Genomic DNA, 25,390 nt, shown 5'->3' with positions numbered 1-25,390 from the left:
TTAGAGCAAGGCCCAAGGTTTAGAGCAATGCCGCAAGGCCAATAAAAGAAACTGCAATCCCATGAAATTTCTCGATCAAGCCAAGGTCTATGTTCGCTCGGGTGACGGGGGCGCCGGTTCGGTGTCGTTCCGGCGCGAGAAATTCATCGAATTCGGCGGGCCGGATGGCGGCGATGGCGGCCGCGGCGGCGATGTCTGGCTGGAAGCGGTCGATGGCCTGAACACGCTGATCGACTATCGCTACCAGCAGCATTTCAAGGCCAAGACCGGCGTCCACGGCATGGGCCGCAACATGACCGGCGCAAAGGGCGCCGACGTGACGCTGAAGGTGCCGGCGGGAACGCAGGTGTTCGAGGAAGACAATGAGACGCTGATCTGCGACCTCACCGTGGTCGGCCAGCGCTTCCTGCTCGCCAAGGGCGGCAATGGCGGCTTCGGCAACCAACATTTCAAGACCTCGACCAACCAGGCGCCGCGCCGCGCCAATCCCGGCCTTCCCGGCGAGGAGCTCAACATCTGGCTGCGGTTGAAGCTGATCGCCGATGCCGGGCTGGTCGGACTGCCCAATGCCGGCAAGTCGACTTTCCTGGCGGCGGTCACCGCGGCCAAGCCGAAGATCGCCGATTATCCGTTCACGACGCTGCATCCCGGCCTCGGCGTCGCCCGCATCGACGCGCGCGAATTCGTCATCGCCGACATTCCGGGCCTCATCGAGGGCGCGCATGAGGGCGTTGGCATCGGCGACCGTTTCCTCGGCCATGTCGAGCGCACGCGCGTGCTGCTGCATTTGGTTTCGGCGCAGGAGGAAAACCCGGGCAAGGCCTACAAGACCGTGCGGGCCGAGCTCGATGCCTATGGCAATGGCCTGACCGAAAAGGTCGAGATCCTGGCGCTCAGCCAGGTCGACACGCTCGATGCCGATGAGCGCAAGAAGAAGGTCGCCTCGCTGAAGCGCGCCGCCGGCCGCGCGCCGATGCTTCTGTCAGCCGTCACCGGCGAAGGTGTCGAGGCCGTTCTGCGGGCGCTGATGACCGTGATTGCCGAGGCGCGCGCGGAGGCCGCGCCCGTGGTCGAGACGCGCTGGGAAAAGTAAGACCATGCAGTCGCTGAAAAAATACCGGCGCATCACCGTCAAGATCGGCTCGGCGCTGCTCGTCGACCGCGCGAGCGGCCTGAAGCGCGACTGGCTGGACTCGCTCGCCGACGACATCACGGTGCTTGCCCAGGGCGGCGCCGAAATCCTCGTCGTCTCCTCTGGCGCCATCGCGCTTGGCCGAACGATCTTGGGCCTTGGCAAGCGCGCCTTGAAGCTCGAGGAGAGCCAGGCGGCCGCCGCCGTCGGGCAGATTGCGCTCGCCGGCGCCTGGTCGGATGCGCTCGGTAAGGGTGCGCTGAAGTCGGGCCAGATTCTTCTGACCCTTGGCGACACCGAGGAGCGCCGCCGCTATCTCAATGCGCGCGCGACGATCTCGACGCTGCTCAAGATGAAGGCGGTGCCGGTCATCAACGAGAACGACACGGTGGCCACGTCCGAAATCCGCTATGGCGACAATGACCGGCTGGCCGCGCGCGTTGCCACCATGATGGGCGCCGACCTTCTGGTGCTGCTCTCCGACATTGACGGGCTCTACACCGCACCGCCGGCGCGCGATCCGCAAGCCAAGTTCATTCCGGTGGTCGACCGTATCACGCCGGACATCGAGGCGATGGCGGGGGCTGCCGCCTCCGAACTGTCGCGCGGCGGCATGCGCACCAAGCTCGATGCCGGCAAGATCGCCACCGCCGCCGGCACCGCGATGATCATCACCTCGGGCACGCGGCTGTCGCCGCTGATGGCGATCGAGCGCGGCGAGCGCGCCACCTTCTTCCGGCCGAGCGCCAATCCGGTCAAGGGCTACAAGACCTGGATCGCCGGCCAGCTCGAACCGGCCGGCCGGCTGACGGTCGACGCCGGCGCCGTCGGTGCGCTCGCATCGGGCAAATCGCTGCTGCCGGCCGGCGTCAAACTGGTCAGCGGCAATTTCTCGCGCGGCGATACCGTGGCGATCCTGTCGCCAGAGGGCCGCGAGATCGCGCGCGGGCTGGTTGCCTATGATGCCGCCGATGCCGTAAGGATCGCAGGCCTGAAGACGGCCGAGATCGAAACCGTGCTCGGTTACGAAGCGCGTTCGGCGATGATCCACCGCGATGATCTCGTGGTGAGTCACGCGGGAGGCGGCATAAGCGGAGGATGAGCCATGCTGAAGCTGCATGAAAAATCCGGGGATGACACCGTGGCGTTGATGGCCGATATCGGCCGCCGCGCCCGTGCCGCCGCCCGACCGCTGGCCATCGCCACCACCGCCGCCAAGAATGCCGCGCTGCTTGCCATGGCGGACGCGATCGTCGCCCGCGAGCAGGACATTCTCGACGCCAATGCCATCGACATCTCGAATGGTGAGGAGTTAGGGCTTTCCGCCTCCTTCATGGACCGGCTGAAACTCAATCCCGCGCGCATCCGCGCGGTGGCCGACGGCATCCGCGAAATCGCCGAACTCAAGGATCCGGTCGGTGACGTGATCGCCGCCTGGGAACGGCCGAACGGCCTGCGGATCGAGCGCGTGCGCACGCCGCTCGGCGTCGTCGGCGTCATCTATGAGAGCCGGCCGAACGTGACGGCGGATGCCGGTGCGCTCTGCCTCAAGGCCGGCAATCCGGTGATCCTGCGCGGCGGTTCGGATTCGCTCAATTCGTCCGCTGCCATCCATGCCTGCCTGGTCGAGGGCCTGAAGGCCGCCGGCCTGCCGGAAGACGCCATCCAACTGGTGCCGACCACCGACCGCGCCGCTGTCGGCGAGATGCTGAAGGGGCTAGGCGGTGCGCTCGACGTCATCATCCCGCGCGGCGGCAAAAGCCTGGTCGGGCGGGTGCAGAGCGAGGCGCGGGTGCCGGTCTTCGCCCATCTCGAAGGCATCTGTCACCTCTACATCGACCGCTCCGCCGATCTCGACATGGCGGTCAGGATCGCCGTCAACGCCAAGATGCGGCGCACCGGGGTCTGCGGCGCCGCCGAAACGCTGCTGGTCGACCGCGCTGTGGCGTCCACGCATCTGGCACCGATCCTCGATGCGCTGCGCGCCGCCGGCTGCGAGATCCATGCCGATCAAGAAGTGCTGAAGGTGTTTTTCGACGCCAAGCCGGCGACCGATGCCGACTGGGTGACCGAATATCTCGACGCCATCATCGCGGTGAAGCTGGTCGACGGCATCGGTGGCGCGATCGAGCATATCGAGACCTTCTCCTCGCATCACACAGAGGCGATCATCGCCGAGGACGCGAAGGCCGTGGAACGGTTCTTCAACGAGATCGATTCGGCGATCCTGCTGCACAATGCCTCGACCCAGTTCGCCGATGGCGGCGAGTTCGGCATGGGCGCCGAGATCGGCATCGCCACCGGCAAGATGCATGCGCGCGGGCCGGTCGGTGTCGAGCAGCTGACCTCGTTCAAATATCGCGTGCGCGGGTCGGGACAGGTGAGGCCTTGATTTTATTTTGCCACTAGAGCGTGAACCGTTGCGCCCAGGCACCCCCCTCTGTCCTACCGGACATCTCCCCCGCAAGGGGGGAGATCGGCTGGAATTTCCGGTTTCGCCAATCATCTGCGTTGCAGGATTTGCTCCTGCAGTCGAACTGCTAATCTCCCCCCTTGCGGGGGAGATGGCCGGCAGGCCAGAGGGGGGTGCCTAGCGCGATGCCATCCTCTTCCCCCCAGGCTGCCCCCTCCGCCTACCTGAAGATGCCGCATGCCGAAAAAGGTCTCGCCGTCGGCCTGTTCGGCGGCTCGTTCAATCCGCCGCATGCCGGCCATGCCCTGGTCGCCGAGATCGCGCTGAGGCGCCTGGCGCTCGACCAGCTTTGGTGGATGGTGACGCCGGGCAATCCTCTGAAGAGCACGCGCGAATTGGCGCCGCTGGCCGAGCGGCTGCAACTGTCGGAGCAGATCGCCAAGAACCCGAAGATCAAGGTCACCGCCTTCGAGGCGGCGCATCATGTGCGCTATACCGCCGACACGCTGGCGCTGGTCAAGGCGCGCAACCCGGGTGTCGACTTCGTCTGGATCATGGGCGCGGACAGTCTGCGCGATTTCCATCGCTGGCAGCGCTGGCGCGAGATCGTGCTGACGTTCCCCATCGCGGTCATCGACCGGCCGGGCGCGACGCTGTCGTTCCTGTCGTCGGTCGTCGCCAAGACCTTCGACTATGCCCGCATCGATGAAGGCGACGCGCCGCTGCTCGCCCGCATGAAGGCGCCGGCCTGGACCTTCATCCACGGCCCGCGCTCGTCGCTGTCGTCGAGCGCGATCCGCAAGATGGCGAAGGGGTAGGACCTGCACGGTCTTCCTTTCTCCCAGGGGAGAAGGGAAGACCGCCGATGTCGTTTTTGCAGGGGCTTTTCGCTGCCGCATAGGCGATCTTGTCTGAACATGGCCACTCCCGTGAAGCACAATACCAAAATCGATCCGGTGCATGGCAGTGCGCCGACGCCGCTGATCGCGATCGCCAGTGTCATCGTGTCGATGGCGCTGATCGCCATCGGCAACGGGCTGATGTTTGCCTACATCCCGGTGCGGCTCGGCGTCGAGGGCTTCGATCCGACCTGGGCCGGGCTGATCGTCACCGGCCTGTCGGCCGGCGGTCTTGCCGGCTGCATCCTGACCGGACCGCTGGTGCGCAGGGTCGGCCATGCCCGCGCCTTCATGGTGCTGTCGGCGCTGATCGCGCTTTCCAACGCGGCCATCGGTGCCGGTCCGCACCCCGTGCTGTGGATCGGCGCGCGCGCCCTCTACGGCTTTGCCATATGCGGCCTTTTCATCGTCGCGCAGAGCTGGCTGAACGATGCCGTGGCCAACGCCATACGCGGCCGGGTGATGGCCTTTTTCTACGTCGCCTATGTCGCCGGGCTCGGCGTCGGCTATGCGACGCTGGCGCTGGTCGACATCAAAACCGCGGACGCGCCCTTGATCGGCATTGCCTTCACCGCCTTGTCGATCCTGCCCGTTGGCATGACGCGGCTGGCGCAGCCGCCGGCGCCGCAGGCCGCCTCGGTGGCGCTGGGCCGGGCCTGGCGGATTTCACCGGTCGGCGTTGCCGGCATGCTGGCGGTCGGTGGCCTGTCCATGTCGATTTCCGGTTTCGCGCCGATCCATGCCACGGCCAAGGGCTATAGCCAGGCCGATGTGGCATTGCTGCTTTCGGTGATGCCGCTCGGCACGCTGATCCTGCAGCTTCCCTTCGGCTGGATATCCGACCGCACCGATCGCCGCTACGTGCTGATCGGGGCATCCGCGCTGGCCGCGGTGGCCGGCATGTTCGCGCTCGGTTTCGACGGCGGCGCGCTGCCGGCGCTGCTGGTGATCTATGTCTTGTGGGACGGCGCCTCGGAATCGATCTATTCGCTGTCCAGCGCGCATGCCGCCGACCGCGCCGGCAAGGACGACATGGTGGCGCTGTCCAGCTCGCTCCTGTTTGCCTGGTCGCTGGCCGGGTTCGTGGTGCCGGGCATCGTGACGGCGCTGTCGGCCGCCTTCGGCACGCAGGCCTTCATCTATGTGGCTGTTGTCATCGCCTGCGCCTTCTGCCTGTTCGTGCTGTTGCGCGTGTTCACCACACAGGCCGCCACCGAGACCGGCAGCTTCGCACCAATGACGGCGCAGGCGCCGCTGCCGGTCGAACTCGCTTATGCGCCGGACGAGACGGTAGGCCGGACCAAGGACTGAACCGGTTTTCCTTCGCACGGCCGTAGGAAAGGTGCTCTGGACGCCTCCCGACTGCTTACTGCTTACGGGTCTCTTGTGCCGGCGCTTCCGGTGGCGGCAATGGGATGGAGATGCCCTCGCTGTCGAAAGCCTGCTTTGCACGCTTCGTCATGTCGATATTCGTGGAGAAGTAGTCGGCCGCCGAAGTCCAATAGCGCAAGGTAAGCGAAACGGTCGTATCGCCGAGGCTGGCCACGAAGGCGATCGGCGCCGGTTCACGACGGATGCGCTTGTCGGCGCCGGCAAGGGTAAGCAATGTCTTCTGGGCGCCGTCGATGTCGTTCCACGAACCGATGCTCAAGCTGATGTCGCTGCGGCGCACCCCATTGCGCGAAAAGTTGCGCACCGGCTGGTTCCACAGCGTCGAATTGGGCGCCAGTATGTAGACGCCGTCGGCGGTCCTGAGCCTGGTGGCGAACAGGCCGATCTCCTCGATCGAACCTGAAATGGCGCCGACCTCGACGGATTCGCCGATGCGGAACGGCCGCAGCGCCAGAAGCATGATGCCAGCGGCTATGTTCTGCAGCGTGCCTTGCAGCGCCAGGCCGATGGCAAGGCCGATGGCGCCGATCGCGGCGATGATCGAGGCGGTCTGCACGCCGAACTGGCCGAGCACCATGATGACGACCAGGATCAGGATGGCGTAGCGGACGATCTTGGAAAAGAAATGCCGCAGCGTCGCGTCGAAACCGTGGATATGGCCGAGGCCGGCAAAGATCGAGCGCTCGGCGAGGCCGGCGACGATGTAGCCGACCACCAGCAGGATGATGGCGCCGATGGCCGAGAAGGAATAGGAAACGATCAGCGTGCTGAGCTGCGCCAGGCCGGCCTGGACGGTAAGAAGGGTGTTTTGCGGGTCGATCGGCATGGCGGGATTCCGGTTGGTCGGTCAGCCGATAACCCATGCCAGACGCCTGGGTTCCGATTTTTTTGCCTCCCTTTGGAACAAGCGGGCAACCGGCGAGTTCGCGTGACTTGGGGCTGCGTCTTGAAACTGTCAGGGAACTCTGCCTATCTAAGTGGTGTCACCTGCTTTTGGGGGTGATTTGGTTGTTCTTGCTGCGAAAGGAAATACACTGAGAACAGCACTGCGGAAGAAGGCCGACATCGTGCCTTCGCCGGCCGGGATCAGCGTAAACGACGCCGTGTCCCGCGCCATCAACACAGTCCTTGCCAGTCTGGAAGACTCCAAGGCCGAAAACATCGTCTCAATCGACATTCAGGGGAAATCGAGCCTCGGCGACTACATGGTCGTCGCGTCGGGCCGATCGCACCGTCATGTCTCGGCTGTCGCCGACCATCTCCTCAAGGCGCTCAAGGATGCCGGCCTCGGCACGGCGCGCGTCGAGGGGCTGTCCGGCGCCGACTGGGTCCTGATCGATTCGGGCGACATCATCGTCCATGTCTTCCGCCCCGAAGTCCGCGAATTCTACAATCTCGAAAAGATGTGGCAGGCGCCGGATCTCGAGGAAGAGACCCTCCACTAAGCCGCCTTTGTTTTGATGCATGTCATTGTCCCAGAACCGCTTCCCACTTTGGGTGACGTGCATTAGCGGCTTATAGAGGCGAGGATGAAGATTTCAGTTCATGCCGTGGGCCGAATGAAAGCCGGCCCCGAGCGGGAGTTGGCCGACCGCTATTTCGAGCGCTTCGCCAAGAGCGGGCCGGCGGTCGGGCTTGAATTCGCCGGGATAACCGAGATCACAGAGGGCCGGTCGCAGAGCGCTGTCGAGCGCCAGCGCGACGAAGGCTCCCGACTGCAGGCGCAGCTGCAGCCGGGCACGGCGCTGATCGTGCTCGATGAGCGCGGCAAGAGCCTTTCCTCGCAGGATTTAGCCAATCGCATCGGGCAGTTGCGCGACGGTGGGCGCAAGGCGCTGGTGCTGGCCATAGGCGGCGCCGACGGCCACGATCCGCCGCTGCGCGACCAGGCGGATCTGGTGCTGTCGTTCGGTGCGCTGACCTGGCCGCATCAACTGGTGCGGGTGATGCTGGGGGAGCAGCTCTACAGGGTGGCGACGATCCTTTCCGGCCACCCCTATCATCGCGCATGAGCCTGCCGCACAGTTGGCGCCAGCGGTGATTCGTTGCCCATTGCCCGGATTTCCGCCCCAATGCCGAGCTAGATTCAGAATCTGTGGTTTGATGCATGTCGTTGCCCAAAATGGGGACCACTTTGGGCAACATTCATTCGGGGACGGGCTGGTCAAACATGGTTGATGGTTCGTTAACGAAGCCGCGGATAGTATAGATCGCGAATGTCTGAGGGCTGGAAATCGACAACGGGCCCGACAGGGGGCTCCTGGCGCGCGCGCTGCGGCATCGCGGTGGCGGCGCTCTTTTTGTCGTTCCATGGCGCGCGGGCTGAAAACACGCTCGACACGGCGCCCGATCCGGACCAGAGCCGCGCCGAGTACGAGCAGGTTTCCAAGGAAATAACGCTGTCGTCGGAACGGCTTGCCAAGCTCGCCGCCGATATCGCCGCGGTCAAGAAGGACCATGCCTCGATCACCGCCGCGCTGATCCAGTCGGCGATGACCGAGCAGAAGCTTGGTCAGGACATCGAGGACATCGGCGCCAAGCTGGAAGGGCTGAAAGACCGGCAACAGAAAATCCGTGCCTCGCTCATGGCGCGGCGCGACGTGCTGGCCGAGGTGCTGGGCGCGCTGCAGCGCATGGGGCTCAACCCGCCGCCGGCGATCCTGGTCAAGCCGGAGGACGCGCTGTCGTCGGTGCGCAGCGCCATCCTGCTCGGCGCCGTGGTGCCGGAGTTGCGCCAGCAGACCGACAGCCTGCTGGCCGACCTCAAGGAGCAGACCCGGGTAACGGCCTCGATCGAGGCCGAGCGGGCGCGGTTGACGGAAGCGGTCGGCGAGCAGGTGGCGGAAAAGAAGCGGCTCGGCATGCTGCTGGAAGCCAAGCAGAAGCTCGAGGCCGATACGCAGGCGCAAATGGCGGCCGAACAGCAGCGTTCCGAGCAGCTGGCGGCCAAGGCCTCCAGCCTGAAGGACCTGATCGCCTCGCTCGAAGCGCAGGCCGACAAGGCCCGCAAGGCCGCCGATGCCGCAAAGGCAGCCGCCGCGGGCCAGCCGGGTGACGTTCCGAACAGTGATGGAAACGATGGCGGCGACAAAACGGCATCGCTGGCGTCGCTGCCGGTTCCCGAAGGCAACCGGCTCACCGCGACGGCCCCCTTTTCGGCGCTGCAGGGGCAGATCGCGCTGCCGGTCACCGGCCGCATCAAGCGCCGGTTTGGCGCGGACGACGGTAATGGCGCGGTGATGCTTGGCGACATGCTTGCGACACAATCGGGAGCCATCGTCACCGCTCCGGCGGATGGGAATGTGCTTTATGCGGGGCCGTTTCGCTCCTATGGTCAACTCTTGATCCTCAATGCTGGCGACGGTTATCATGTCGTTCTGGCGGGGATGAGCAGAATCAGCGTCGTGACTGGCCAGTCAGTGCTCGCAGGAGAGCCGGTCGGTGCGATGGGAGAGGCCCGGGTGGCAAGCACCTCGGTTTCGAAGAATGGAAATGCCACGCCGGAACTCTACGTCGAGTTCCGCAAGGATGGAAAACCCGTCGATCCGACCCCATGGTGGGCGGACCGTTATTCTGGAAGGACGTGAAATGATGCGGAAACTGTCGCTTCTGTTTGCCGGTGCGCTGATGGGCGCATCCGCCATGAGCCTCGTCTATGGTGCTCCTGGCTCGTCGGCGAACGCTGCGGGATCGGAGACCTACAAGCAGCTGGCGATCTTCGGCGACATCTTCGAGCGGGTGCGGGCGCAATATGTCACGCCGCCCGACGACAAGTCGCTGGTCGAGAACGCCATCAACGGCATGCTTTCCTCTCTCGATCCGCACTCCTCCTACATGAATGCCGAACAGGCGCAGGATATGCGCGTGCAGACCAAGGGCGAGTTCGGCGGCCTCGGCATCGAGGTCACCATGGAGAACGACCTGGTCAAGGTGATCACGCCTATCGACGATACGCCCGCCGCCAAGGCTGGCGTGCTGGCCGGCGACTACATCGCCAAGATCGACGGCGAAGAGGTTCGTGGCCTGACGCTCAACGACGCGGTCGAAAAGATGCGTGGCCTGGTCAACACGCCGATCAAGCTCACCATCCTGCGCCAGGGCGCCGACAAGCCGATCGAGCTGACGGTGGTGCGCGACATCATCAAGGTCAAGGCGGTCAAGTTCCGGGTCGAGAACGACATCGGCTACATGAAGATCACCTCCTTCACCGAAAAGACCTATGACGACCTCGAGAACGCCATCGACACCATCAAGAAGCAGGTGCCGGACGACAAGCTCAAGGGCTATGTGCTCGACCTGCGCCTCAATCCGGGTGGCCTGCTCGACCAGGCGGTGAGCGTGTCCGACGCCTTCCTGAAGCGCGGCGAGATCGTCTCGACGCGTGGCCGTGATCCGAAGGACGTCACCCGCTTCGACGCCAAGCCGAAGCAGACCGACGACATCAACGGCAAGCCGATGATCGTGCTCGTCAATGGCGGCTCGGCCAGCGCGTCCGAAATCGTCGCCGGCGCGCTGCAGGATCTGCGCCGCGTCACGGTGGTGGGCACGCAGTCCTTCGGCAAGGGTTCGGTGCAGACCATCATTCCGCTCGGCGAGAATGGCGCGCTGCGGCTGACGACGGCGCTCTACTACACGCCATCGGGCAAGTCGATCCAGGGCAAGGGCATCACGCCCGACATCAAGGTCGACCAGCCGCTGCCGCCGGAACTGCAGGGCAGGGACCTGACGCGCGGCGAATCCGATCTCAAGGGCCACATCAAGGGCGCCGACGAGAGCGCGACCGGCTCGGGCTCGGCAGCCTATGTGCCGCCGGATCCCAAGGACGATCTGCAGCTGATCTTTGCCGAGAAGCTGCTGCGCGGCGAGAAGACCGATCCGGCCTTCCCGCCCAATCCGGAAAAGGCCGTGCTCAACCAGTAACGGTTTGGTCGGCCGGGTCTGGCCGCCTGAACGAAGCAATGCGATGCTGCCGGGACCGAAAGGTTCCGGCAGTTTGATTCGGGGAGGCAAGACCAGGCCTCCGGATGCGGCGCCAGGGGGCGCCAGGGTTGATGAATTCGCGCATGTCGTCGAAGGGGTCGCCTTCGCAACCATGCGCCCCGGGGACAGGGCTTGGCTGATATCGGCAAGGACATCGAACGCCCGCTTGGACAGACGCTCCGGGCGCCGCGCGCTGCCCGCAAGTTCAGCACTGGCGTGGTTGCGTCGACCGTTGTCGTGCTGGCGCTGGTCGGCGGCTCGGCCGCGATCGCGCTCCGGGAAAAGCCGTTTCGAAAGCCGCAAGAGGTCGCCGTTTCGACGCCGAAAGTGACGGCTGCGGCCGAGCCGGCCGCCGCGCCATCCGCTCTGGCCCCGGTGGCGGCGCCAAAGGTTGAAACGCCGTCCAAAACCGGTGGTCCTCAGATCATCCATGTGCAGAAGGAGGAGGGCGATGGCCCTCCGCAAGCCGCCATCGTCATCCGTGATCCATCGAGCATTGGGCAGAACCTGAAGATCGCGCATCTTCCCGACAAGGCGCTGATCGAAGCCAGCGACACCGGACCGCTGCCGATACGCTCCGCCGATGGAAGGCGGCCTTTCGATGTCTATGCACGGCCGTGGTCCGGCGCGCGCGGGGCGCGGGTGGCGATCGTCATCGGCGGGCTGGCCGTCTCGCAGACCGGCACCCAGGCTGCGATCGCCAAGCTGCCGGCGGAAGTGACACTGGCCTTCGCGCCGCAAGGCAACAGCATCGGCCGCTGGATGCAAGCCGCCCGGCAGGGTGGCCACGAGATCGTCATGCAGGTGCCGCTCGAACCGTTCGACTATCCCAACGTCAACCCCGGCCGCAACACGCTGACGGTGGCGGCGAGCGCCGAGGAGAACCTCAAGAGTTTGCACTGGGCGCTGTCGCGGACGACGAACTACACCGGCGTCATGAACTATATGGGCGCGCGTTTCTCCGCCGACGCGGCGGCAATGGGGCCGTTCATGGCCGAACTCGGCAAACGGGGTCTGGCCTATATAGACGACGGTTCGTCGGCGCGCAGCCTGGCGCCCGACCTGGCGCTGAAGGACGGCGTGCCCTTCGTAGCCGGCGATACGGCGATCGACGCCGTGCAGGATCGCGGCGCAATCCTGAAGAAACTCGACAGTCTCGAAGCCACAGCGCGGGCCAAGGGCACTGCCGTCGGCATCGGCTCGGCCTTCGATCTCACGGTCGACACCGTGTCGTCCTGGATTGCCGAGGCCAGGAAGCGCGGCATCGAGATCGTGCCGATTTCAGCGGTGGCGATCGATCCGCAAAAGGGTTAGCCATCGCAAGATGGCTGGAGAGACTGACTGATGCCGAAGACGAAAATAGTCGACCGCGAAACGCTGCCCTATCGTCCCTGTGTCGGGCTGATGATCCTCAATGGCGAAGGCCTGGTCTGGGTCGGGCATCGCATTGCCGAGCCCGACAGCGAATTCGCCGGCACGACGCAGCTGTGGCAGATGCCGCAAGGCGGCATCGACAAGGGTGAGGAACCGCTGCAGGCGGCCGAGCGTGAGCTTTATGAGGAGACCGGCATGCGCAGCGTCTCGCTGCTCGCCGAGGCGCCGGACTGGATCAATTACGACCTGCCGGATCATCTCGTCGGCATTGCCTTCAAGGGCCGGTATCGCGGCCAGACGCAGAAATGGTTCGCCTTCCGCTTCCATGGCGAGAGCAGCGAAATCCACATCAATCCGCCGCCCGGCGGCCACACCGCCGAATTCGACAAATGGTCGTGGCGGCCGATGCAGGATCTGCCCGACCTGATCGTGCCGTTCAAGCGCAAGGTCTATGAAGAGGTGGTGGCGGCGTTCAGCCATCTGGCGCGGTAATCGCGCGTCGAGGTTGCCGCGTTGGTGCGAGGGTCGTATTGATGGCCGATGCAATGAGGGTCGCCATGAACGACGCCGTCAACCGGTCCGCTGCGAAAACCGTCACCGGGTGGCCGGTCAGCGAGGCGGCGGCCGGCGCGATCCTGACGATCGATCTCGGCGCGATCCGTGAAAACTACCGGCGGCTGAAGGCGCGGCTGGGCGGCGTGGCCTGCGCGGGCGTGGTCAAGGCCAATGGCTACGGGCTTGGCGCCGCCCAGGTGGCGGCGGCACTGACCCGGGAAGGCTGCGACATCTTCTTTGTCGCTCTGCTGGCCGAAGGCATTGCGCTGCGCAAGGCGATCGGAACCGGGCCGGATATCTATGTGCTGAACGGGCTGCCGCCTGGCTCCGAGCCGGAAGCGATGGCGGCTGGGCTTTGCGCGGTCATCAACAGTGGCGCGCAGTTGAAGGCCTGGCGCGCGGCGGCGCAGGCTGCCGGTCGCCGGCTGCCGGCTGCCATCCAAGTCGACAGCGGCATGTCGCGGCTCGGCATGGCGCCGGCCGAAGTCGAGGCGCTGGCTGGGGATAGCAGTGCGTTCGACGGCATCGATGCCAAATATGTGATGAGCCATCTGGCCTGCGCCGACGAGCCTCACCATCCGGCCAACGAGCAGCAGCGGCTGGCCTTTGAACGGCTGCGCGCCGTGCTGCCCGAGGCGCCTGCCTCGCTCGCCAATTCCTCCGGCATCTTCCTCGGGCCGTCCTACCATCACGATCTCGCTCGGCCTGGTGCCGCGCTCTACGGCATCAACCCGACGCCAGGCGAGCCGAATCCGATGCTGCCCGTGGTGCGGCTGCAGGCCAAGGTGGCGCAGACGCGCCGCGTCGAAAAGGGCGCCGGCATCGGCTATGGCCACAGCTATCACGCGGACGCTCCGCTGAGCCTGGCGACGATTTCGTTCGGCTATGCGGATGGCTTGCTGCGCCGCTCCGCTTCGGCGGCCTGGTTCGGGGGCGTGCGCCTGCCTTTCCTCGGGCGTGTGTCGATGGATTCGATCATTCTCGACATATCGGCCCTGCCGCCCGGCAGGCTGCGCGAGGGCGATGTGGTCGAGCTGCTCGGTCCCTCGCAGAGCGTCGACGATGCCGCCGGCCATGCCGGCACCATCGGTTATGAAATCCTGGCCAGTCTCGGCCCGCGCTTTCACCGCCACTATGTCGGCGGTTGAGCGGTTTGGCCGCGCTTGACAAGCGGGCGCCTGTCGGCAAGGTTCGGGGCATGAGCAACCTCGCTTACACCAGAACCTTGTTCAGGGTCTGCCCGATCGCGGGATCGTAGCCCCGGCGCGGCCGCCTTCTGGCGTCCGTCCGTATCGGGGCATCCATACATCCAAACCGCCATCAAGCCGTACAGCCCTTCGTGGCTGCCGGCTTTCATCACGCCGCCATCAGTGCGGCGGCAAGCGCGCATCCATTCGATGCGCCGATCCAAGAGGTGTGCCATGCAACATGCAACAGGACCGCGTCCATCGAGTCGGATTGTGATCAGCGACACCGACCATGACAGGTTGACCGGCCTGGCGAGAGCCTTGCTCGACCGTGCCCCCGAGACGGCCGAGGAACTGCTCTTCGAGATGGACCGCGCCGTCGTCACGGACGCGGCGGCGATGCCGGCCGACGTGGTGCGTATGGGTTCGATCGTGACGGTCCGCGGCGAAGGCGGGGAGACCCAGCGCATCATGCTGGTCTATCCCGGCGACGCCGACATTGCCGAAAACAGGATCTCGGTGCTGACGCCGATGGGAACGGCGCTCATCGGGGCGGCGGCCGGGCAGGCGGTGTGCTGGAGCAGTCGGGGCGGCCGTGAGCTGTCGGTGACCGTCGAAGCCGTCGACACGCCGGACTCCGGCGCCCAGCGGCGCTGATCGTGGAGGCGGTGATGAAGAACACGAATTGCTGCCTGACGACGAAGGACCGCGCCGTCCTCGAAGTCATGCTGGAGCGCCGGCGGGCATTCGCGGATCCGATCGTGCGCATGCTCGAACACAAGCTTTCAAGCGCCGATATCGTGCCGATCGATTCGGTCGGCCCCGATATCGTCACGCTGAACAGCAGGGTGGTGTTCAGCGTCGATGCCGGTCACGCCGAGACGCGTACCCTGGTGCAGAACGAGGGGCGCGGGCCGGTGGGCTCCAGCCTGTCGGTGGCAACCAGGCGTGGGCTGTGCATGCTTGGCATGGCGCAGGGCCAAGCGGCTTCGATCGAGCACGCCGACGGCCGGCGGGAGTCGATCCTGATCAAGGCCGTGCTCTACCAGCCGGAGGCTGCCCGGCGCGCGGTCAGCCAGAGGGACCGGGCCGACGGGCGGCGACCGCACGGGCTCACTCTCGTCTACAGCGCCGCAGACGATTGGCGGCCTCTTGGCGAGACGCCCGGAATGCGGCAGACAGAAGACGACGACCCCGGTCCCTCGGCGGCGTGAATGGGCAACAGCGCATGGTTCTCGAAAATCGGCATCGATTTTCATTTGGGATCATGCGCAAATCGAGAAATGCGGTCGCGTCCACGGGCGTCCTGAGGACGCGCGGCGCGGCAAGGAGTGAACGATGCAGATCATGGTGCTGGGCGGCGGCGTCATCGGGGTGACCACGGCCTATTATCTTGCCGAGGCCGGCCACGAGGTGACGGTGCTCGACCGCCAGAAAGGCCCGGCGCTGGAAACCAGTTTCGCCAATGCCGGCGAGATTTCGCCCGGCTATGCCTCGCCCTGGGCCGGCCCCGGCATTCCGCTCAAGGCGATCAAATGGCTGTTGATGAAGCATGGCCCGCTGGTGGTGCGGCCGGCCTTCGATCCGCATATGTGGACCTGGCTGGTCAAGATGCTGCGCAACTGCACCGCGGAGCGCTATGCCATCAACAAGTCGCGCATGGTGCCGCTGGCCGAATACAGCCGCGACACGCTGAAGGCGCTGCGCGAGGCGACCGGCATCACCTATGACGAGCGCAGCCGGGGCACGCTGCAGCTGTTTCGCACGCAAAAGCAGCTCGACGGCACCGGTGGCGATGTCGATGTGCTGAAGAAATATGGCGTGCCCTACGAGATCCTCGACCAGGACGGCTGCATCGCGGCGGAGCCGGCGCTGGCCGGCGTGCGCGAGAAATTCGTCGGCGGGCTGAGGCTGCCGCATGACGAGACCGGCGACTGCAGGATGTTCACGGAGAAACTGGCCGAGCTCTGCGTGGCGCGGGGCGTCAAGTTCGAATACGACACGACGATCTGGCGCGTCCTGCGCAGCCGCAACCGCATTGCCAATCTCAGCACCAGCAAGGGGTTCAAGGCCTCCGAAGCCTATGTGATGGCGCTGGGCAGCTACTCGGCCGGCTTCATGCGCCGGATGAAGCGGTCGATCCCTGTCTATCCGGTCAAGGGCTATTCGATCACCGTGCCGATCAAGGATGCCTCCCTGGCGCCGGTGTCGACCGTGATGGACGAAACCTACAAGGTGGCGATCACCCGGCTGGGCGACCGCATCCGCGTCGGCGGCACGGCCGAGATTTCAGGCTTTGACCTCAGGTTGCACGAATCGCGGCGGCGCACGCTCGAACATTCGGTCGGCGATCTCTTTCCGGGCTCCGGCGCCATGCGCGAGGCGACCTTCTGGTGCGGCCTGCGGCCGATGACGCCGGATGGGCCGCCGCTGATCGGCCGTACCGAGCTTTCCAATCTCTTCCTCAATACCGGCCATGGCACGCTCGGCTGGACCATGGCCTGCGGCTCGGCCAAGGTGCTGGCCGACATCATGTCGAACAAGGTGCCTGACATCGATGCCCGTGCCCTGGCGCAGGAGCGCTATCTGAAATAGGCGGCGCGGGAGATCAGAACGCCTGCTTGACCCAGGCTTCGTCGAACAGCAGCCGATAGATCCACGGGATCGTCACGTTGCTGGAAACCGGATTCGAATGGGCGAGATAGTCGTCATAGATCGGCTTCATCCTGACGTAGAAGGCGGGATCGAGCACCATCATGCCGTTCTCTGAATCGTGGAAGAAGCTGCGGTTGTTGAGGTTGACCGAGGAGATGGCGACCAGCCTTTCGTCGATCATCATGATCTTGGAATGCAGCACCACGTCGGGCGCCTTGAACTCGCGGATGTTGATGCGGTCGCCATATTTCTCGACGAACAGCTTGTTGAGCGCGGTGAGGAACTTGCCGCCAATATCGCCCTTGAGATCGATGCGGCCGACAATGTCGATCTTGACGCCGCGGGCGAGCGCCCGGTCAAAAGCATGGGCGAGGCTCGGCGTCAGATTGAGGTAGGGATTGACGATCTGGATATGCTGCCGGGCGGCATCGACCAGCTCGACGAAATAGTCCTCCAGCGCATGGTCGTCCTCATAGGGCACGGAGATGAAATGCCGGGCATTGCCCTGGGGGCGGCCATTTCCATGGACCGGGATGGAGAAGGGGCGCGCCAGATTGGTGTCGGCGTCGCGCAACCATATCGTCGATAGATGCGCGGCGAGCGTCTCGACCGTCGCCCGGTCGGCGAACTCGATGTCGAAGTCGCTCCAGTTCGAATAGTAGTTCAGCGAAAAGCCGTCGGTCTTGCCGTATTGCTGCAGGTCCGGATAGCGCGACAGGTCGATCGGACTATGGAACAGGAAGCCGTCATGGATGTTGCGGCCGCCGATGATGACGCGCGAGCGCGCAGGGTCCACAGCCAGCGTCGCCAGCATCTTGATATGATGGGTCTTGTGCAGCTGTGAAATCTGCTCGTCGATCGGCGCGCCATGATCGGCGCGCCAGCGGTATTCCTGCAATTCGACATTGGGGAATTCGGCCGCCAGCCGGTGCAGCATGGCGTCGTCCTTTTCGCGCTCCAGCACGTCGGTGACCAGTATGCGCACCTTGGTGCCAAGGGCGGCATGATGGCGGATCAGCCGCTCGATGATGCAGCCGGAGAAGTCCGCCTTGAATTCCAGCGACGACAGATAGATCAGCTTCAGCCGTGGCGCCCTGGAGAAATCGAGAGGCAGCTCCGGGTCGCCTTTGTCTATCGCCGCATCGGACAGCGGTGCGCCCATCAGCGCCTCGACCTTGGCGTTGAAGCCGTCGCGCGACTTGCGCAGCAGCCTGGGCTCGCCGACGGGTAGGGCGCAGGTCTGCGACAGCCAGCGGCTGGCATAGAAGGCGCGCTCGAGCGCGTCGAGGCCGGCGCTTTCGGGGACCGGGCAGCGCTCGTAGCGGCTGTCGAAGCTGGCGAGAGCCGGATCCGCGGTCTCTTCGCGCCGGATGGCGAGCGGCGCCCCGGTCGGGACAAGGCTGGAGCGGATCCTTGCCGTGCAGCGGTTCAGGCTGTCGCTGGGAAACAGGCTGACCGTGTCGTCCTCGCCGGACAGGCGAAAACGAAATGCCGCGCCGGCGGCGATGGTGCGCGAGGCTCCGGCGGCGCGGATCGCCAACGCGCCGTCGCAGGTGGCCTCGATCTCGACCGGCTGCTCTCCGGCCTGGCGCACGACGATCTCGGTGCTTCGCGCCTGCAGGCCGGAGAAATCGAAACTCTTGGGTGACGAGGGCCGTGCCGCCGCATCGATGTAGAGCGTCTGCCGCGACACCCGCCAGCGTCCGTCGAAATGGCCCACGCCGCTACCGCCATTTGCCGACGGCAGATGCGTCCTGGCGAGTGGTTCGGCCAGTTGCTGCAGCGTCGAATAGGTCGCCCGGAAGCCGCTGTTCTGCACATCGCGGCGGTTGCGCCCGAACGGGCCGGTACCGTTGGCGCGATCCATGGCGCCGAGCTGATTGTGGGCGAGCAGCGCCAGGAAGCGTCTTTCGTAGTCGCTGGCGCCGGCATCGCCAAAAAACTGCGACGCGGCGACCTGCGGCCCAGGCGTGCTGGCCGACAGAGACGGCCGCGCGCAGGCCGCCTGTCCCGGCAGGAGATCGCAGGCATCGCGGCCTGTGCCGGCACAACCGGCAAGGGCGGTCAGCCCGAACAGGGCAAGGATGATAAATGCGTGGCGATTCACCCGGTGGCTCCGGCCTTCATGGCGCTCAACTGAGCCGGGTCGCGCGGCGGCATGAAGCCTTGGGGAAACACCTTGCAGACGGGGATGGCGAAGGTAGCGATCAGCAATTCCGCCTCGCCGCGCATCTTGCGTGGCGCCGTCTTGTCATCACGGATCGCCCGGGCGGAGGCGACGAGCGCGCCGTCGCAATCGCAATGATTGTGGCGCGCGATGTAGCAGGCATCGTGGGTCTGGCACGCCGCGTCGAGGCGGTCGACCGGCCGGGCCGACATATCGCCGGTGCGGGTGCCGGGGCCGCAATAATTGCCTAAGACGAAAGGCGAGGGGCGCGCCATGGCGTAACGGATCGGCTTGGGCAATTCGGCTTCCGGCACTTTTGTCCACGGGTTGGCGCAGGCCGAAACGAAAATCAGCGGCAGGATGGCAAGAACGGCTCGCATTTCTTCCGCGCCAGCTTTCTGAACGATTCCCCACCGGCGGCCCTGCCAATGGCCGGCGCCCGCATGCCTGATGCCACACTGGCCGGTTTTGTGGCAAGCAAAAGGCGGCGTGTATCACCAGACCGTGTTATTACCGCAGCGATACAACCTGCCGGGCGCATCGACCCCGTCTGGCATTTCGCGAGCACCAGTGATGCGTATCGGCTTTGCGGTTACAGCTGTCGTATTTCTGTCCTGCATCTCGGCGGCCAATGCCGCCGACAAGACCGTTCACGACAAGGACAACGGATTTTCCCTGACCTTTCCGGAAGGGTGGAGCAACGAGGCGCCTTCCGGCAAGACGATGCGGCTGAAGATAAAATCCGGCGATCAGGGCCTGACCTGCCGGATATCGGTCGGTCACTATGATCCGCAGGCGTCCGGTTCACCCGCCGACCCCAAGGCATTTCTCGAAGCGGGCTGGTCGCCGCAGGCCTGGCAAGAGATGGTGGGAGCCGCCTTTACCTCGGCCGCCTTCAGCAACGAAAAGTTGATCCGCTTTCCCGACGGCTATCCGGCACGAATGGCCGATATGGATTTCCAGGTCGGCGACGGCAGCGCCAGCTTCCCCGGTCACGCCAAGGTCGTGCTTTCGCTGCGCGGCACCCACTTCGGTCTGGTGACTTGCGGGCTCACGGGCGACAGCCTCGAGCAAATGAAGCAGAAGTGGGCGCCACTGGCCGACGAGGCCGAACGGGTGGCGAGTTCGTTCGTTCTCGATGGGCCCTGAGCGCTTACAGGAAGAGACTTCTTTCCCGCTCCACCGCCTTGGTGATGAAGCCGGCGACGATCTGGATGCGGCGCAGCGGCCTCACCGATTCATGATAGACCAGCCAGTAGGCACGGCGGATGGGCGCCACCACATCGACGGCCACCAGCTCCGGCATCGAGCGCGCGACGAAGGTGTGCAGGATGCCGATGCCGGCGCCCGAGCGCACCGCTTCGGCCTGGCCGAGTGCCGAGGAGATGGCGAAGCTGGTGCGCCAGTCCGCGCTGAATTCGGCCGCGTAGTCGAGCGAAGGGCTGACGATGAGATCCGGCACATAGCCGATGAGGGTGTGTCGGCCGAGTTCGGCCGCGGTTTTTGGCAGGCCATTGGCCTCGGCATAGGCGCGCGAGGCAAACAGGCCCAGCGAATAGTCGACCAGCTTACCCGCTACCAGCCGGCCCTCGGTCGGCCGCTCGACGGTGATGGCGATGTCGGCTTCGCGACGGGACAGCGAGAAGGAGCGCGGCACCGGCACGAGCTGGATCGTCAGCTCGCGATGCAGTGCGGTCAGTTCGCCGAGGCGCCTGGCCAGGAAGGCGACGCCGAACCCGTCCGGCGCGCCGATGCGCACGGTGCCGGAGATATCGTCGCCTTCGCCTGATATGGTCGAGCGCGCGGCGATCATGTCACCCTCCATGCGCTCGGCAATGTCGAGGAAGCGCTCGCCGGCCGGCGTCAGTTCGCTGCCGGTGGTCAGACGGCGAAAGAGCTTTGTGCGCAATGCGTCTTCGAGCGCGGCGATGCGGCGCGAGACGGTGGCGTGGTTGAGCTCCAGCCGCTTGGCTGCGCCCAGGATCTGGCCGGCGCGTGCCACGGCGAGGAAGATGCGGACGTCATCCCAGTTCATGGGAATCCCCAGGAGATATCTTGCGGTCCTCCATTTGCGAGAATTGATGCGCGCCCGTCAATCGTTATCTATTTGCTGCACAACGGTTGCGTTCTTCCTCGCGTTGCCTTCGCCATCGCAAAGGCGGACAATGCGTCCATCACAAACAAGGGAGAGATATCATGATCGAATACGGTCATTTCATCGGCGGCAAGCGTGTCGCCGGCACCAGCGGCCGCAAGCAGGACGTCATGCAGCCGATGGACGGCTCCGTGCGCGGCACGGTGGCGCTGGCCTCGCAGGCGGAACTGCGCGCGGCGGTCGAGAATGCCAAGGCGGCGCAGCCGAAATGGGCCGCCACCAACCCGCAGCGCCGCGTTCGCGTCTTGATGAAATTCCTCGAACTGGTCGCCCGCGACTATGACGAACTGGCCGACATACTGGCGCGCGAGCACGGCAAGACCATCGCCGACGCCAAGGGCGACATCCAGCGCGGCCTCGAAGTGGTCGAAGTCTGCATCGGTGCGCCGCACATGATGAAGGGCGAGTTCACCGATGGCGCCGGCCCCGGCATCGACGTCTATTCGATGCGCCAGCCGCTCGGCGTCGTCGCCGGCATCACCCCGTTCAACTTCCCGGCGATGATCCCGCTGTGGAAGATCGCCCCGGCGATCGCCTGCGGCAACGCCTTCATCCTGAAGCCGTCGGAGCGTGATCCGGGCGTGCCGATCCGCATCGCCGAACTGTTCCTCGAGGCCGGCCTGCCGGCTGGCATCCTCAACGTCGTCAACGGCGACAAGGAAGTCGTCGACGCCATCCTCGACGATCCCGACATCAAGGCCGTCGGCTTTGTCGGCTCAACGCCGATCGCCCACTACATCTATTCGCGCGGCACCGCGGCGGGCAAGCGCGTGCAGTGCTTCGGCGGCGCCAAGAACCACATGATCATCATGCCTGACGCCGATATGGACCAGACCGTCGACGCGCTGATCGGCGCCGGCTACGGCTCCGCCGGCGAGCGCTGCATGGCGATCTCGGTGGCTGTGCCGGTCGGCAACGACACGGCCAACCGGCTGATGGAAAAGCTGATCCCGCGCGTCGAGAGCCTGAAGGTCGGACCGTCGACGGATTCGGCCGCCGATTTCGGCCCGCTGGTGACGGCGCAGGCGCTGGAGCGGGTGAAGGGTTACGTCGATACCGGCGTCAAGGAAGGCGCCAAGCTGGTCGTCGATGGCCGCGGCTTCACGATGCAGGGCTATGAGAACGGCTACTATATGGGCGGCTGCCTGTTCGACAATGTCACGGCGGACATGCGCATCTACAAGGAAGAAATTTTCGGGCCGGTGCTCTCGGTGGTACGTGCACCGACCTATGAGAGCGCGATCAAGCTCGCCAACGACCATGAAATGGGCAATGGCGTCGCCATCTTCACCCGCGACGGCGACGCCGCGCGTGATTTCGCAAGCCGTGTCCAAGTCGGCATGGTCGGCGTCAACGTGCCGATCCCGGTGCCGATCGCCTATTACACGTTCGGCGGCTGGAAGGCGTCGTCCTTCGGCGACCTCAACCAGCACGGCCCGGACGCCTTCCGCTTCTACACCAAGACCAAGACGGTGACGTCGCGCTGGCCATCCGGCATCAAGGATGGCGCCGAGTTCGTCATCCCGACGATGAACTGATTGGGAAACGTTCCAAAACAAGAAAGAGGCGGCTCATCCCGCCTCTTTCTTTTTTGTCGGCCGCTTGCCTCCGTCAGACCGTCGGTATGGTGCCACCGTCGATGACGTATTCGGCGCCGTGGATCGCCGAGGCGCGGTCCGAGACAAGGAATGCCACGAGTTCCGCAACCTCTTGCGGCCATGCCGGCCGGCCGATCGGGATGCCGCCCAGCGCATCCATGATGCCCTGGCGGGCGGTTGCCTCATCCGAGCCCGTGTGGGATGCCAGCCGCTTCACCATGGCTTCCGAAGCAGTGGTGTGGATCCAGCCCGGCGCCACGGTGTTGACGCGGATGCCTTTGGGGCCGAGTTCCTTGGACAGCGCCTTGCTGTAGGTTGAAAGGGCTGCCTTGGCCGCCGCATAGGCGATGGTGGATTCGTGCAGCGGCAGGCGGCGCTGGATCGACGACATGTGAACGATCACGCCTGAACCTTGCTCGATCATATGCGGGACAAGCAGGCGATCGAGCCGCACCGCCGCCAGCAGGTTGAGGTCCAGTTCATCTTGCCAGGCCTGCTCCGACAGTCCGGCAAATCCTCCTCCTGGGCTCTTCGAACCGCCGACGTTGTGAACGATGATGTCGACACCACCAAGCTGCTCCATGACACCCGCGGCGACCTTTTCGACGCCTGCCAGAGTGCTGATGTCGGCCCGCATGAACAGCTTCGGCTGGCATGCTTCCGTCGCCGAGCGAGCGGTGGTTGCAACCATCGCTCCCGCCGCCGAAAGCCTACGCACGATGGCCTCGCCGGCACCCTTTGTGCCCCCGGTGACCAGAACGCGCTTGCCGGCAAATTCCCGATCGTCGACCGCAAATTTCTGGACGAAGGTCATGCGCCGATCTCCAGCCGCGCGATCCGGTCATCGGCCAGTGTGAAGACGTAGTGGAGTGTCGCGGGGCTGCCGGGGAAATTTCCAGACACGATGCCGGCGATCCGCCATTTATCGCCGTTGACCGTCACGTCGGCGACCTCGACGGACACCCGGTATTTGCGTGTCGTTGCCTCCATCCAGCCGCGGATGGCGACTGAGCCTCGATGGGGTTCGCCTTCGTCCTTGACCGTGGCGTCTGACGAGAAAGGCACGAGCATGGCGTCGATGTCGTGCCGGTTCTTGGCGGCAAAATAGTCGGCCAGCGGCTGCGGAAGGTTTGCGGTCATGGTGTCGTCTCCGGTGCGGGGTTGCCGCCGCCCATCGAGGCCGGCGGCGCTTGTCCGGCTTCTAAAATGAGATATACTGGTGAAATGACAAGAACCGACGAAAAAGTAAGGTACTTACCTGAGAGTAAGCCCGAGACGTTGACGCCGTTGTCGGCGGCGAGCGGCGTCGAGAATGTGCTGCGCATCCTCGAGGGCCGCTGGAAGCTGGTGATCCTGTTTCACCTGTTCGGCGGCAAGGTGCTGCGCTTCTCCGACCTCGAACGGGCGATCCCGGCGATCTCGCAGAAGATGCTGATCCAACAGCTGCGGCAGATGGAGGCCGACGGCATCGTTCGCCGTATCGTCCACCACCAGGTGCCGCCGAAGGTCGAGTACTGCCTGACCGATTGGGGCCAGGCGCTGTGCCCGGCCCTCGACGCCTTGCTGAAATGGGCGGCACTTCGCGAACCGACGGAAGTCTGACGCCGATCGTTGCTCTGCAACGCGCCGCAAGCTCCGAAGCGATGCTTGTTTTCAGATCGGGGCCTCACCATATCGATTCCAGGGAATGATAAGGTTCCCTGACGACAGACCGGAAACCAGAAGGAGTGACGTGATGAAGACGTCGAACCCGGCCTGGAGCGTCCCGGTGCGTTGAGGCTGCCCCATGTGCCTCCCTTTGCCGGAACGCCAAGGCGAAGGAGGTGCCAGATGGCACACAGTTTTTCGTTTCGATGGATCAGGATAGCCGTGATCGGCGCCGCGCTGGCGCTGTCGGCGCTTTCGGCGCAGGCGCAATTCATCTGCGGCGGCCACAGTGACCTCGTCGCTGGACTGGCGCAGGCCTTTCAACAAAAGCAGCTCGGTTACGGTGTGGTCGGACAATCCGCCATTGTCGAGATCTATGTTTCGGCAAGCGGGACCTGGTCCATGCTGGTGACCGACGTGCAGGGCCGAAGCTGTATCTTCGCGACCGGTGAGGGATGGGAGAGTACCGCCATCGCCGCCGCGCAAGGGATCTGATCGCCCGATCAGCGCGTCGCGGCGACCTCGGCATGGCCACGCAGCAGAGCCATCAGCCGCTTGGCATCCTTGGCGGCTGCCTCCTCGTCGCCGTCGAGGATCGAGCGGATCAGCGCGACATGATGCTCGGCTGACTCGGCCAGGCCCGTATCCGCCTTGTAGCGGAACCAGAAGCGGCGGCTGTGGGTCTGCAGCGGCGCGGCCAGCCGCGCGGCGAAGCGGTTGTCAGCGGCCATCGCCAGCGCCTCGTCCAGCGCCTTGTCGGCCTGGATGAAGGCAAGCACATTGCCCGAGATGACCGCCTTCTGCATGGCCAGCGCCGCCTCGTGAAACAGGTCGGCGGCCTCGCGGGTGACGAAGCGGGCGGCCGAGCGGGCCAGCACCACCTCGACGCCGCGTCGGGCGTCGAGCACGCGCAGCCAGTCGCCGGGATGCAGCGGCGCGATCGCGATGCCGGCGCGTGGCCTGACATCCAGCAGCCCTTCCCAGGCCAGCCGCTGGATCGCCTCGCGCACCGGCGTGCGGCCGAGGTCCAGCTTCTCGATAAGCGCTCCTTCGGTGACAAAGCTCGACGGCGCCAGTTCCAGCGTGACGATCATGTGCTCGAGCACGCGGTAGGCCCTGGCCGCCGCCGGCTCGGACGTCATGGTTGCTTCCATGGATATCAAAGGCGATCTCCTGATATATTTTGGATATATCATAACGGATTCCGCATTGACAGTGAGTTTCTTAACAGATATA

Annotated in this window: 26 protein-coding genes; 19 read left to right on the top strand and 7 right to left on the bottom strand. The window is 65.0% G+C overall.

What is annotated here, in order from left to right; all coding sequences use genetic code 11:
* Window positions 1-61 precede the first annotated feature (61 nt).
* The 5 genes from obgE (at window position 62) to ACLGL5_RS04135 (ending at window position 5,755) form a co-directional block, all read left to right on the top strand.
* Window positions 62-1,093 carry a GTPase ObgE gene (gene obgE / locus ACLGL5_RS04155; RefSeq protein WP_069090384.1) on the top strand — a complete coding sequence of 344 codons (1,032 nt, stop codon included), beginning with the start codon at window positions 62-64 and terminating at the stop codon, window positions 1,091-1,093.
* A gap of 4 nt (window positions 1,094-1,097) precedes the next feature.
* Window positions 1,098-2,234, top strand: coding sequence for a glutamate 5-kinase (gene proB, locus ACLGL5_RS04150; protein WP_069090383.1), 1,137 nt, complete (start codon window positions 1,098-1,100; stop codon window positions 2,232-2,234).
* A 3-nt stretch (window positions 2,235-2,237) separates the two neighbouring features.
* Window positions 2,238-3,524 carry a glutamate-5-semialdehyde dehydrogenase gene (locus tag ACLGL5_RS04145; RefSeq protein ID WP_494372874.1) on the top strand — a complete coding sequence of 429 codons (1,287 nt, stop codon included), beginning with the start codon at window positions 2,238-2,240 and terminating at the stop codon, window positions 3,522-3,524.
* A gap of 251 nt (window positions 3,525-3,775) precedes the next feature.
* Complete coding sequence (locus ACLGL5_RS04140) at window positions 3,776-4,363, top strand: nicotinate-nucleotide adenylyltransferase (RefSeq protein ID WP_019861821.1); 588 nt, start codon at window positions 3,776-3,778, stop codon at window positions 4,361-4,363.
* Window positions 4,364-4,462: 99 nt separating this feature from the next.
* Window positions 4,463-5,755 carry an MFS transporter gene (locus ACLGL5_RS04135; RefSeq protein WP_069090382.1) on the top strand — a complete coding sequence of 431 codons (1,293 nt, stop codon included), beginning with the start codon at window positions 4,463-4,465 and terminating at the stop codon, window positions 5,753-5,755.
* 55 nt (window positions 5,756-5,810) lie between these two features.
* Here the strand turns inward: ACLGL5_RS04135 and ACLGL5_RS04130 are convergent, their stop codons facing one another.
* Window positions 5,811-6,662, bottom strand: a complete 852-nt coding sequence (locus ACLGL5_RS04130; protein ID WP_069090381.1) for a mechanosensitive ion channel family protein — start codon at window positions 6,660-6,662, stop codon at window positions 5,811-5,813.
* 241 nt (window positions 6,663-6,903) lie between these two features.
* Here ACLGL5_RS04130 and rsfS point away from each other — a divergent pair, with 241 nt between their 5' ends.
* The 10 genes from rsfS to ACLGL5_RS04080 all read left to right on the top strand — a co-directional run bounded on the left by rsfS (window position 6,904) and on the right by ACLGL5_RS04080 (window position 16,527).
* Window positions 6,904-7,281 carry a ribosome silencing factor gene (gene rsfS, locus ACLGL5_RS04125; protein ID WP_010912111.1) on the top strand — a complete coding sequence of 126 codons (378 nt, stop codon included), beginning with the start codon at window positions 6,904-6,906 and terminating at the stop codon, window positions 7,279-7,281.
* A gap of 84 nt (window positions 7,282-7,365) precedes the next feature.
* Window positions 7,366-7,848: a 23S rRNA (pseudouridine(1915)-N(3))-methyltransferase RlmH gene (gene rlmH / locus ACLGL5_RS04120; RefSeq protein WP_019861817.1), complete on the top strand. Its 483-nt coding sequence runs from the start codon at window positions 7,366-7,368 to the stop codon at window positions 7,846-7,848.
* A 204-nt stretch (window positions 7,849-8,052) separates the two neighbouring features.
* Window positions 8,053-9,423 (top strand): murein hydrolase activator EnvC family protein, encoded by a 1,371-nt coding sequence (locus tag ACLGL5_RS04115; RefSeq protein ID WP_069090380.1) that lies wholly within the window; start codon window positions 8,053-8,055, stop codon window positions 9,421-9,423.
* A gap of 1 nt (window position 9,424) precedes the next feature.
* The gene (locus tag ACLGL5_RS04110) at window positions 9,425-10,756 is read left to right on the top strand and encodes a S41 family peptidase (protein ID WP_038650335.1); all 1,332 of its coding nucleotides are present in this window, start codon (window positions 9,425-9,427) and stop codon (window positions 10,754-10,756) included.
* A gap of 192 nt (window positions 10,757-10,948) precedes the next feature.
* Window positions 10,949-12,130 (top strand): divergent polysaccharide deacetylase family protein, encoded by a 1,182-nt coding sequence (locus tag ACLGL5_RS04105; protein ID WP_069090379.1) that lies wholly within the window; start codon window positions 10,949-10,951, stop codon window positions 12,128-12,130.
* Between the two features lie 30 nt (window positions 12,131-12,160).
* Entirely contained in the window at window positions 12,161-12,682 is a 522-nt protein-coding gene (locus ACLGL5_RS04100; RefSeq protein WP_019861812.1) for an RNA pyrophosphohydrolase, read from the top strand.
* Between the two features lie 65 nt (window positions 12,683-12,747).
* The gene (alr, locus tag ACLGL5_RS04095; protein WP_069093206.1) at window positions 12,748-13,893 is read left to right on the top strand and encodes an alanine racemase; all 1,146 of its coding nucleotides are present in this window, start codon (window positions 12,748-12,750) and stop codon (window positions 13,891-13,893) included.
* Window positions 13,894-14,166: 273 nt separating this feature from the next.
* Entirely contained in the window at window positions 14,167-14,589 is a 423-nt protein-coding gene (gene rnk / locus ACLGL5_RS04090) for a nucleoside diphosphate kinase regulator (RefSeq protein ID WP_069090378.1), read from the top strand.
* A 14-nt stretch (window positions 14,590-14,603) separates the two neighbouring features.
* Complete coding sequence (locus tag ACLGL5_RS04085; protein WP_069090377.1) at window positions 14,604-15,146, top strand: GreA/GreB family elongation factor; 543 nt, start codon at window positions 14,604-14,606, stop codon at window positions 15,144-15,146.
* A 124-nt stretch (window positions 15,147-15,270) separates the two neighbouring features.
* Window positions 15,271-16,527 (top strand): D-amino acid dehydrogenase, encoded by a 1,257-nt coding sequence (locus ACLGL5_RS04080; protein WP_069090376.1) that lies wholly within the window; start codon window positions 15,271-15,273, stop codon window positions 16,525-16,527.
* Between the two features lie 13 nt (window positions 16,528-16,540).
* On the opposite strand, the gene ACLGL5_RS04075 is transcribed toward ACLGL5_RS04080, so the two are convergent.
* Entirely contained in the window at window positions 16,541-18,694 is a 2,154-nt protein-coding gene (locus ACLGL5_RS04075; RefSeq protein WP_494372873.1) for a phospholipase D-like domain-containing protein, read from the bottom strand.
* Window positions 18,691-19,134 (bottom strand): phospholipase A2 family protein, encoded by a 444-nt coding sequence (locus tag ACLGL5_RS04070; RefSeq protein WP_069090375.1) that lies wholly within the window; start codon window positions 19,132-19,134, stop codon window positions 18,691-18,693. The genes ACLGL5_RS04075 and ACLGL5_RS04070 overlap by 4 nt, the downstream gene beginning before the upstream one ends.
* Window positions 19,135-19,243: 109 nt before the next feature.
* On the opposite strand from ACLGL5_RS04070, the gene ACLGL5_RS04065 reads away from it, so the two are divergent.
* Window positions 19,244-19,903, top strand: a complete 660-nt coding sequence (locus ACLGL5_RS04065; protein ID WP_494372872.1) for a hypothetical protein — start codon at window positions 19,244-19,246, stop codon at window positions 19,901-19,903.
* A gap of 4 nt (window positions 19,904-19,907) precedes the next feature.
* On the opposite strand, the gene ACLGL5_RS04060 is transcribed toward ACLGL5_RS04065, so the two are convergent.
* Complete coding sequence (locus ACLGL5_RS04060; protein ID WP_019861804.1) at window positions 19,908-20,789, bottom strand: LysR family transcriptional regulator; 882 nt, start codon at window positions 20,787-20,789, stop codon at window positions 19,908-19,910.
* 161 nt (window positions 20,790-20,950) lie between these two features.
* On the opposite strand from ACLGL5_RS04060, the gene ACLGL5_RS04055 reads away from it, so the two are divergent.
* Complete coding sequence (locus ACLGL5_RS04055) at window positions 20,951-22,447, top strand: CoA-acylating methylmalonate-semialdehyde dehydrogenase (RefSeq protein ID WP_019861803.1); 1,497 nt, start codon at window positions 20,951-20,953, stop codon at window positions 22,445-22,447.
* A 73-nt stretch (window positions 22,448-22,520) separates the two neighbouring features.
* On the opposite strand, the gene ACLGL5_RS04050 is transcribed toward ACLGL5_RS04055, so the two are convergent.
* Window positions 22,521-23,321 (bottom strand): SDR family oxidoreductase, encoded by an 801-nt coding sequence (locus ACLGL5_RS04050; RefSeq protein WP_069090373.1) that lies wholly within the window; start codon window positions 23,319-23,321, stop codon window positions 22,521-22,523.
* Window positions 23,318-23,647 (bottom strand): nuclear transport factor 2 family protein, encoded by a 330-nt coding sequence (locus ACLGL5_RS04045; protein ID WP_019861801.1) that lies wholly within the window; start codon window positions 23,645-23,647, stop codon window positions 23,318-23,320. The genes ACLGL5_RS04050 and ACLGL5_RS04045 overlap by 4 nt, the downstream gene beginning before the upstream one ends.
* 84 nt (window positions 23,648-23,731) lie before the next feature.
* Between ACLGL5_RS04045 and ACLGL5_RS04040 the strand changes: the two genes are divergently transcribed.
* Window positions 23,732-24,109 carry a winged helix-turn-helix transcriptional regulator gene (locus tag ACLGL5_RS04040; RefSeq protein WP_141700860.1) on the top strand — a complete coding sequence of 126 codons (378 nt, stop codon included), beginning with the start codon at window positions 23,732-23,734 and terminating at the stop codon, window positions 24,107-24,109.
* A gap of 267 nt (window positions 24,110-24,376) precedes the next feature.
* Complete coding sequence (locus tag ACLGL5_RS04035; protein WP_083246899.1) at window positions 24,377-24,649, top strand: hypothetical protein; 273 nt, start codon at window positions 24,377-24,379, stop codon at window positions 24,647-24,649.
* 8 nt (window positions 24,650-24,657) lie between these two features.
* Here the strand turns inward: ACLGL5_RS04035 and ACLGL5_RS04030 are convergent, their stop codons facing one another.
* On the bottom strand, window positions 24,658-25,350 hold the full coding sequence (locus tag ACLGL5_RS04030) for a GntR family transcriptional regulator (RefSeq protein WP_064981273.1): 693 nt from the start codon (window positions 25,348-25,350) through the stop codon (window positions 24,658-24,660).
* Between the last annotated feature and the right edge of the window lie 40 nt (window positions 25,351-25,390).

This window comes from Mesorhizobium sp. U510 (genome assembly GCF_059180695.1).
This window is presented reverse-complemented; position numbering and strand designations above follow the sequence as displayed.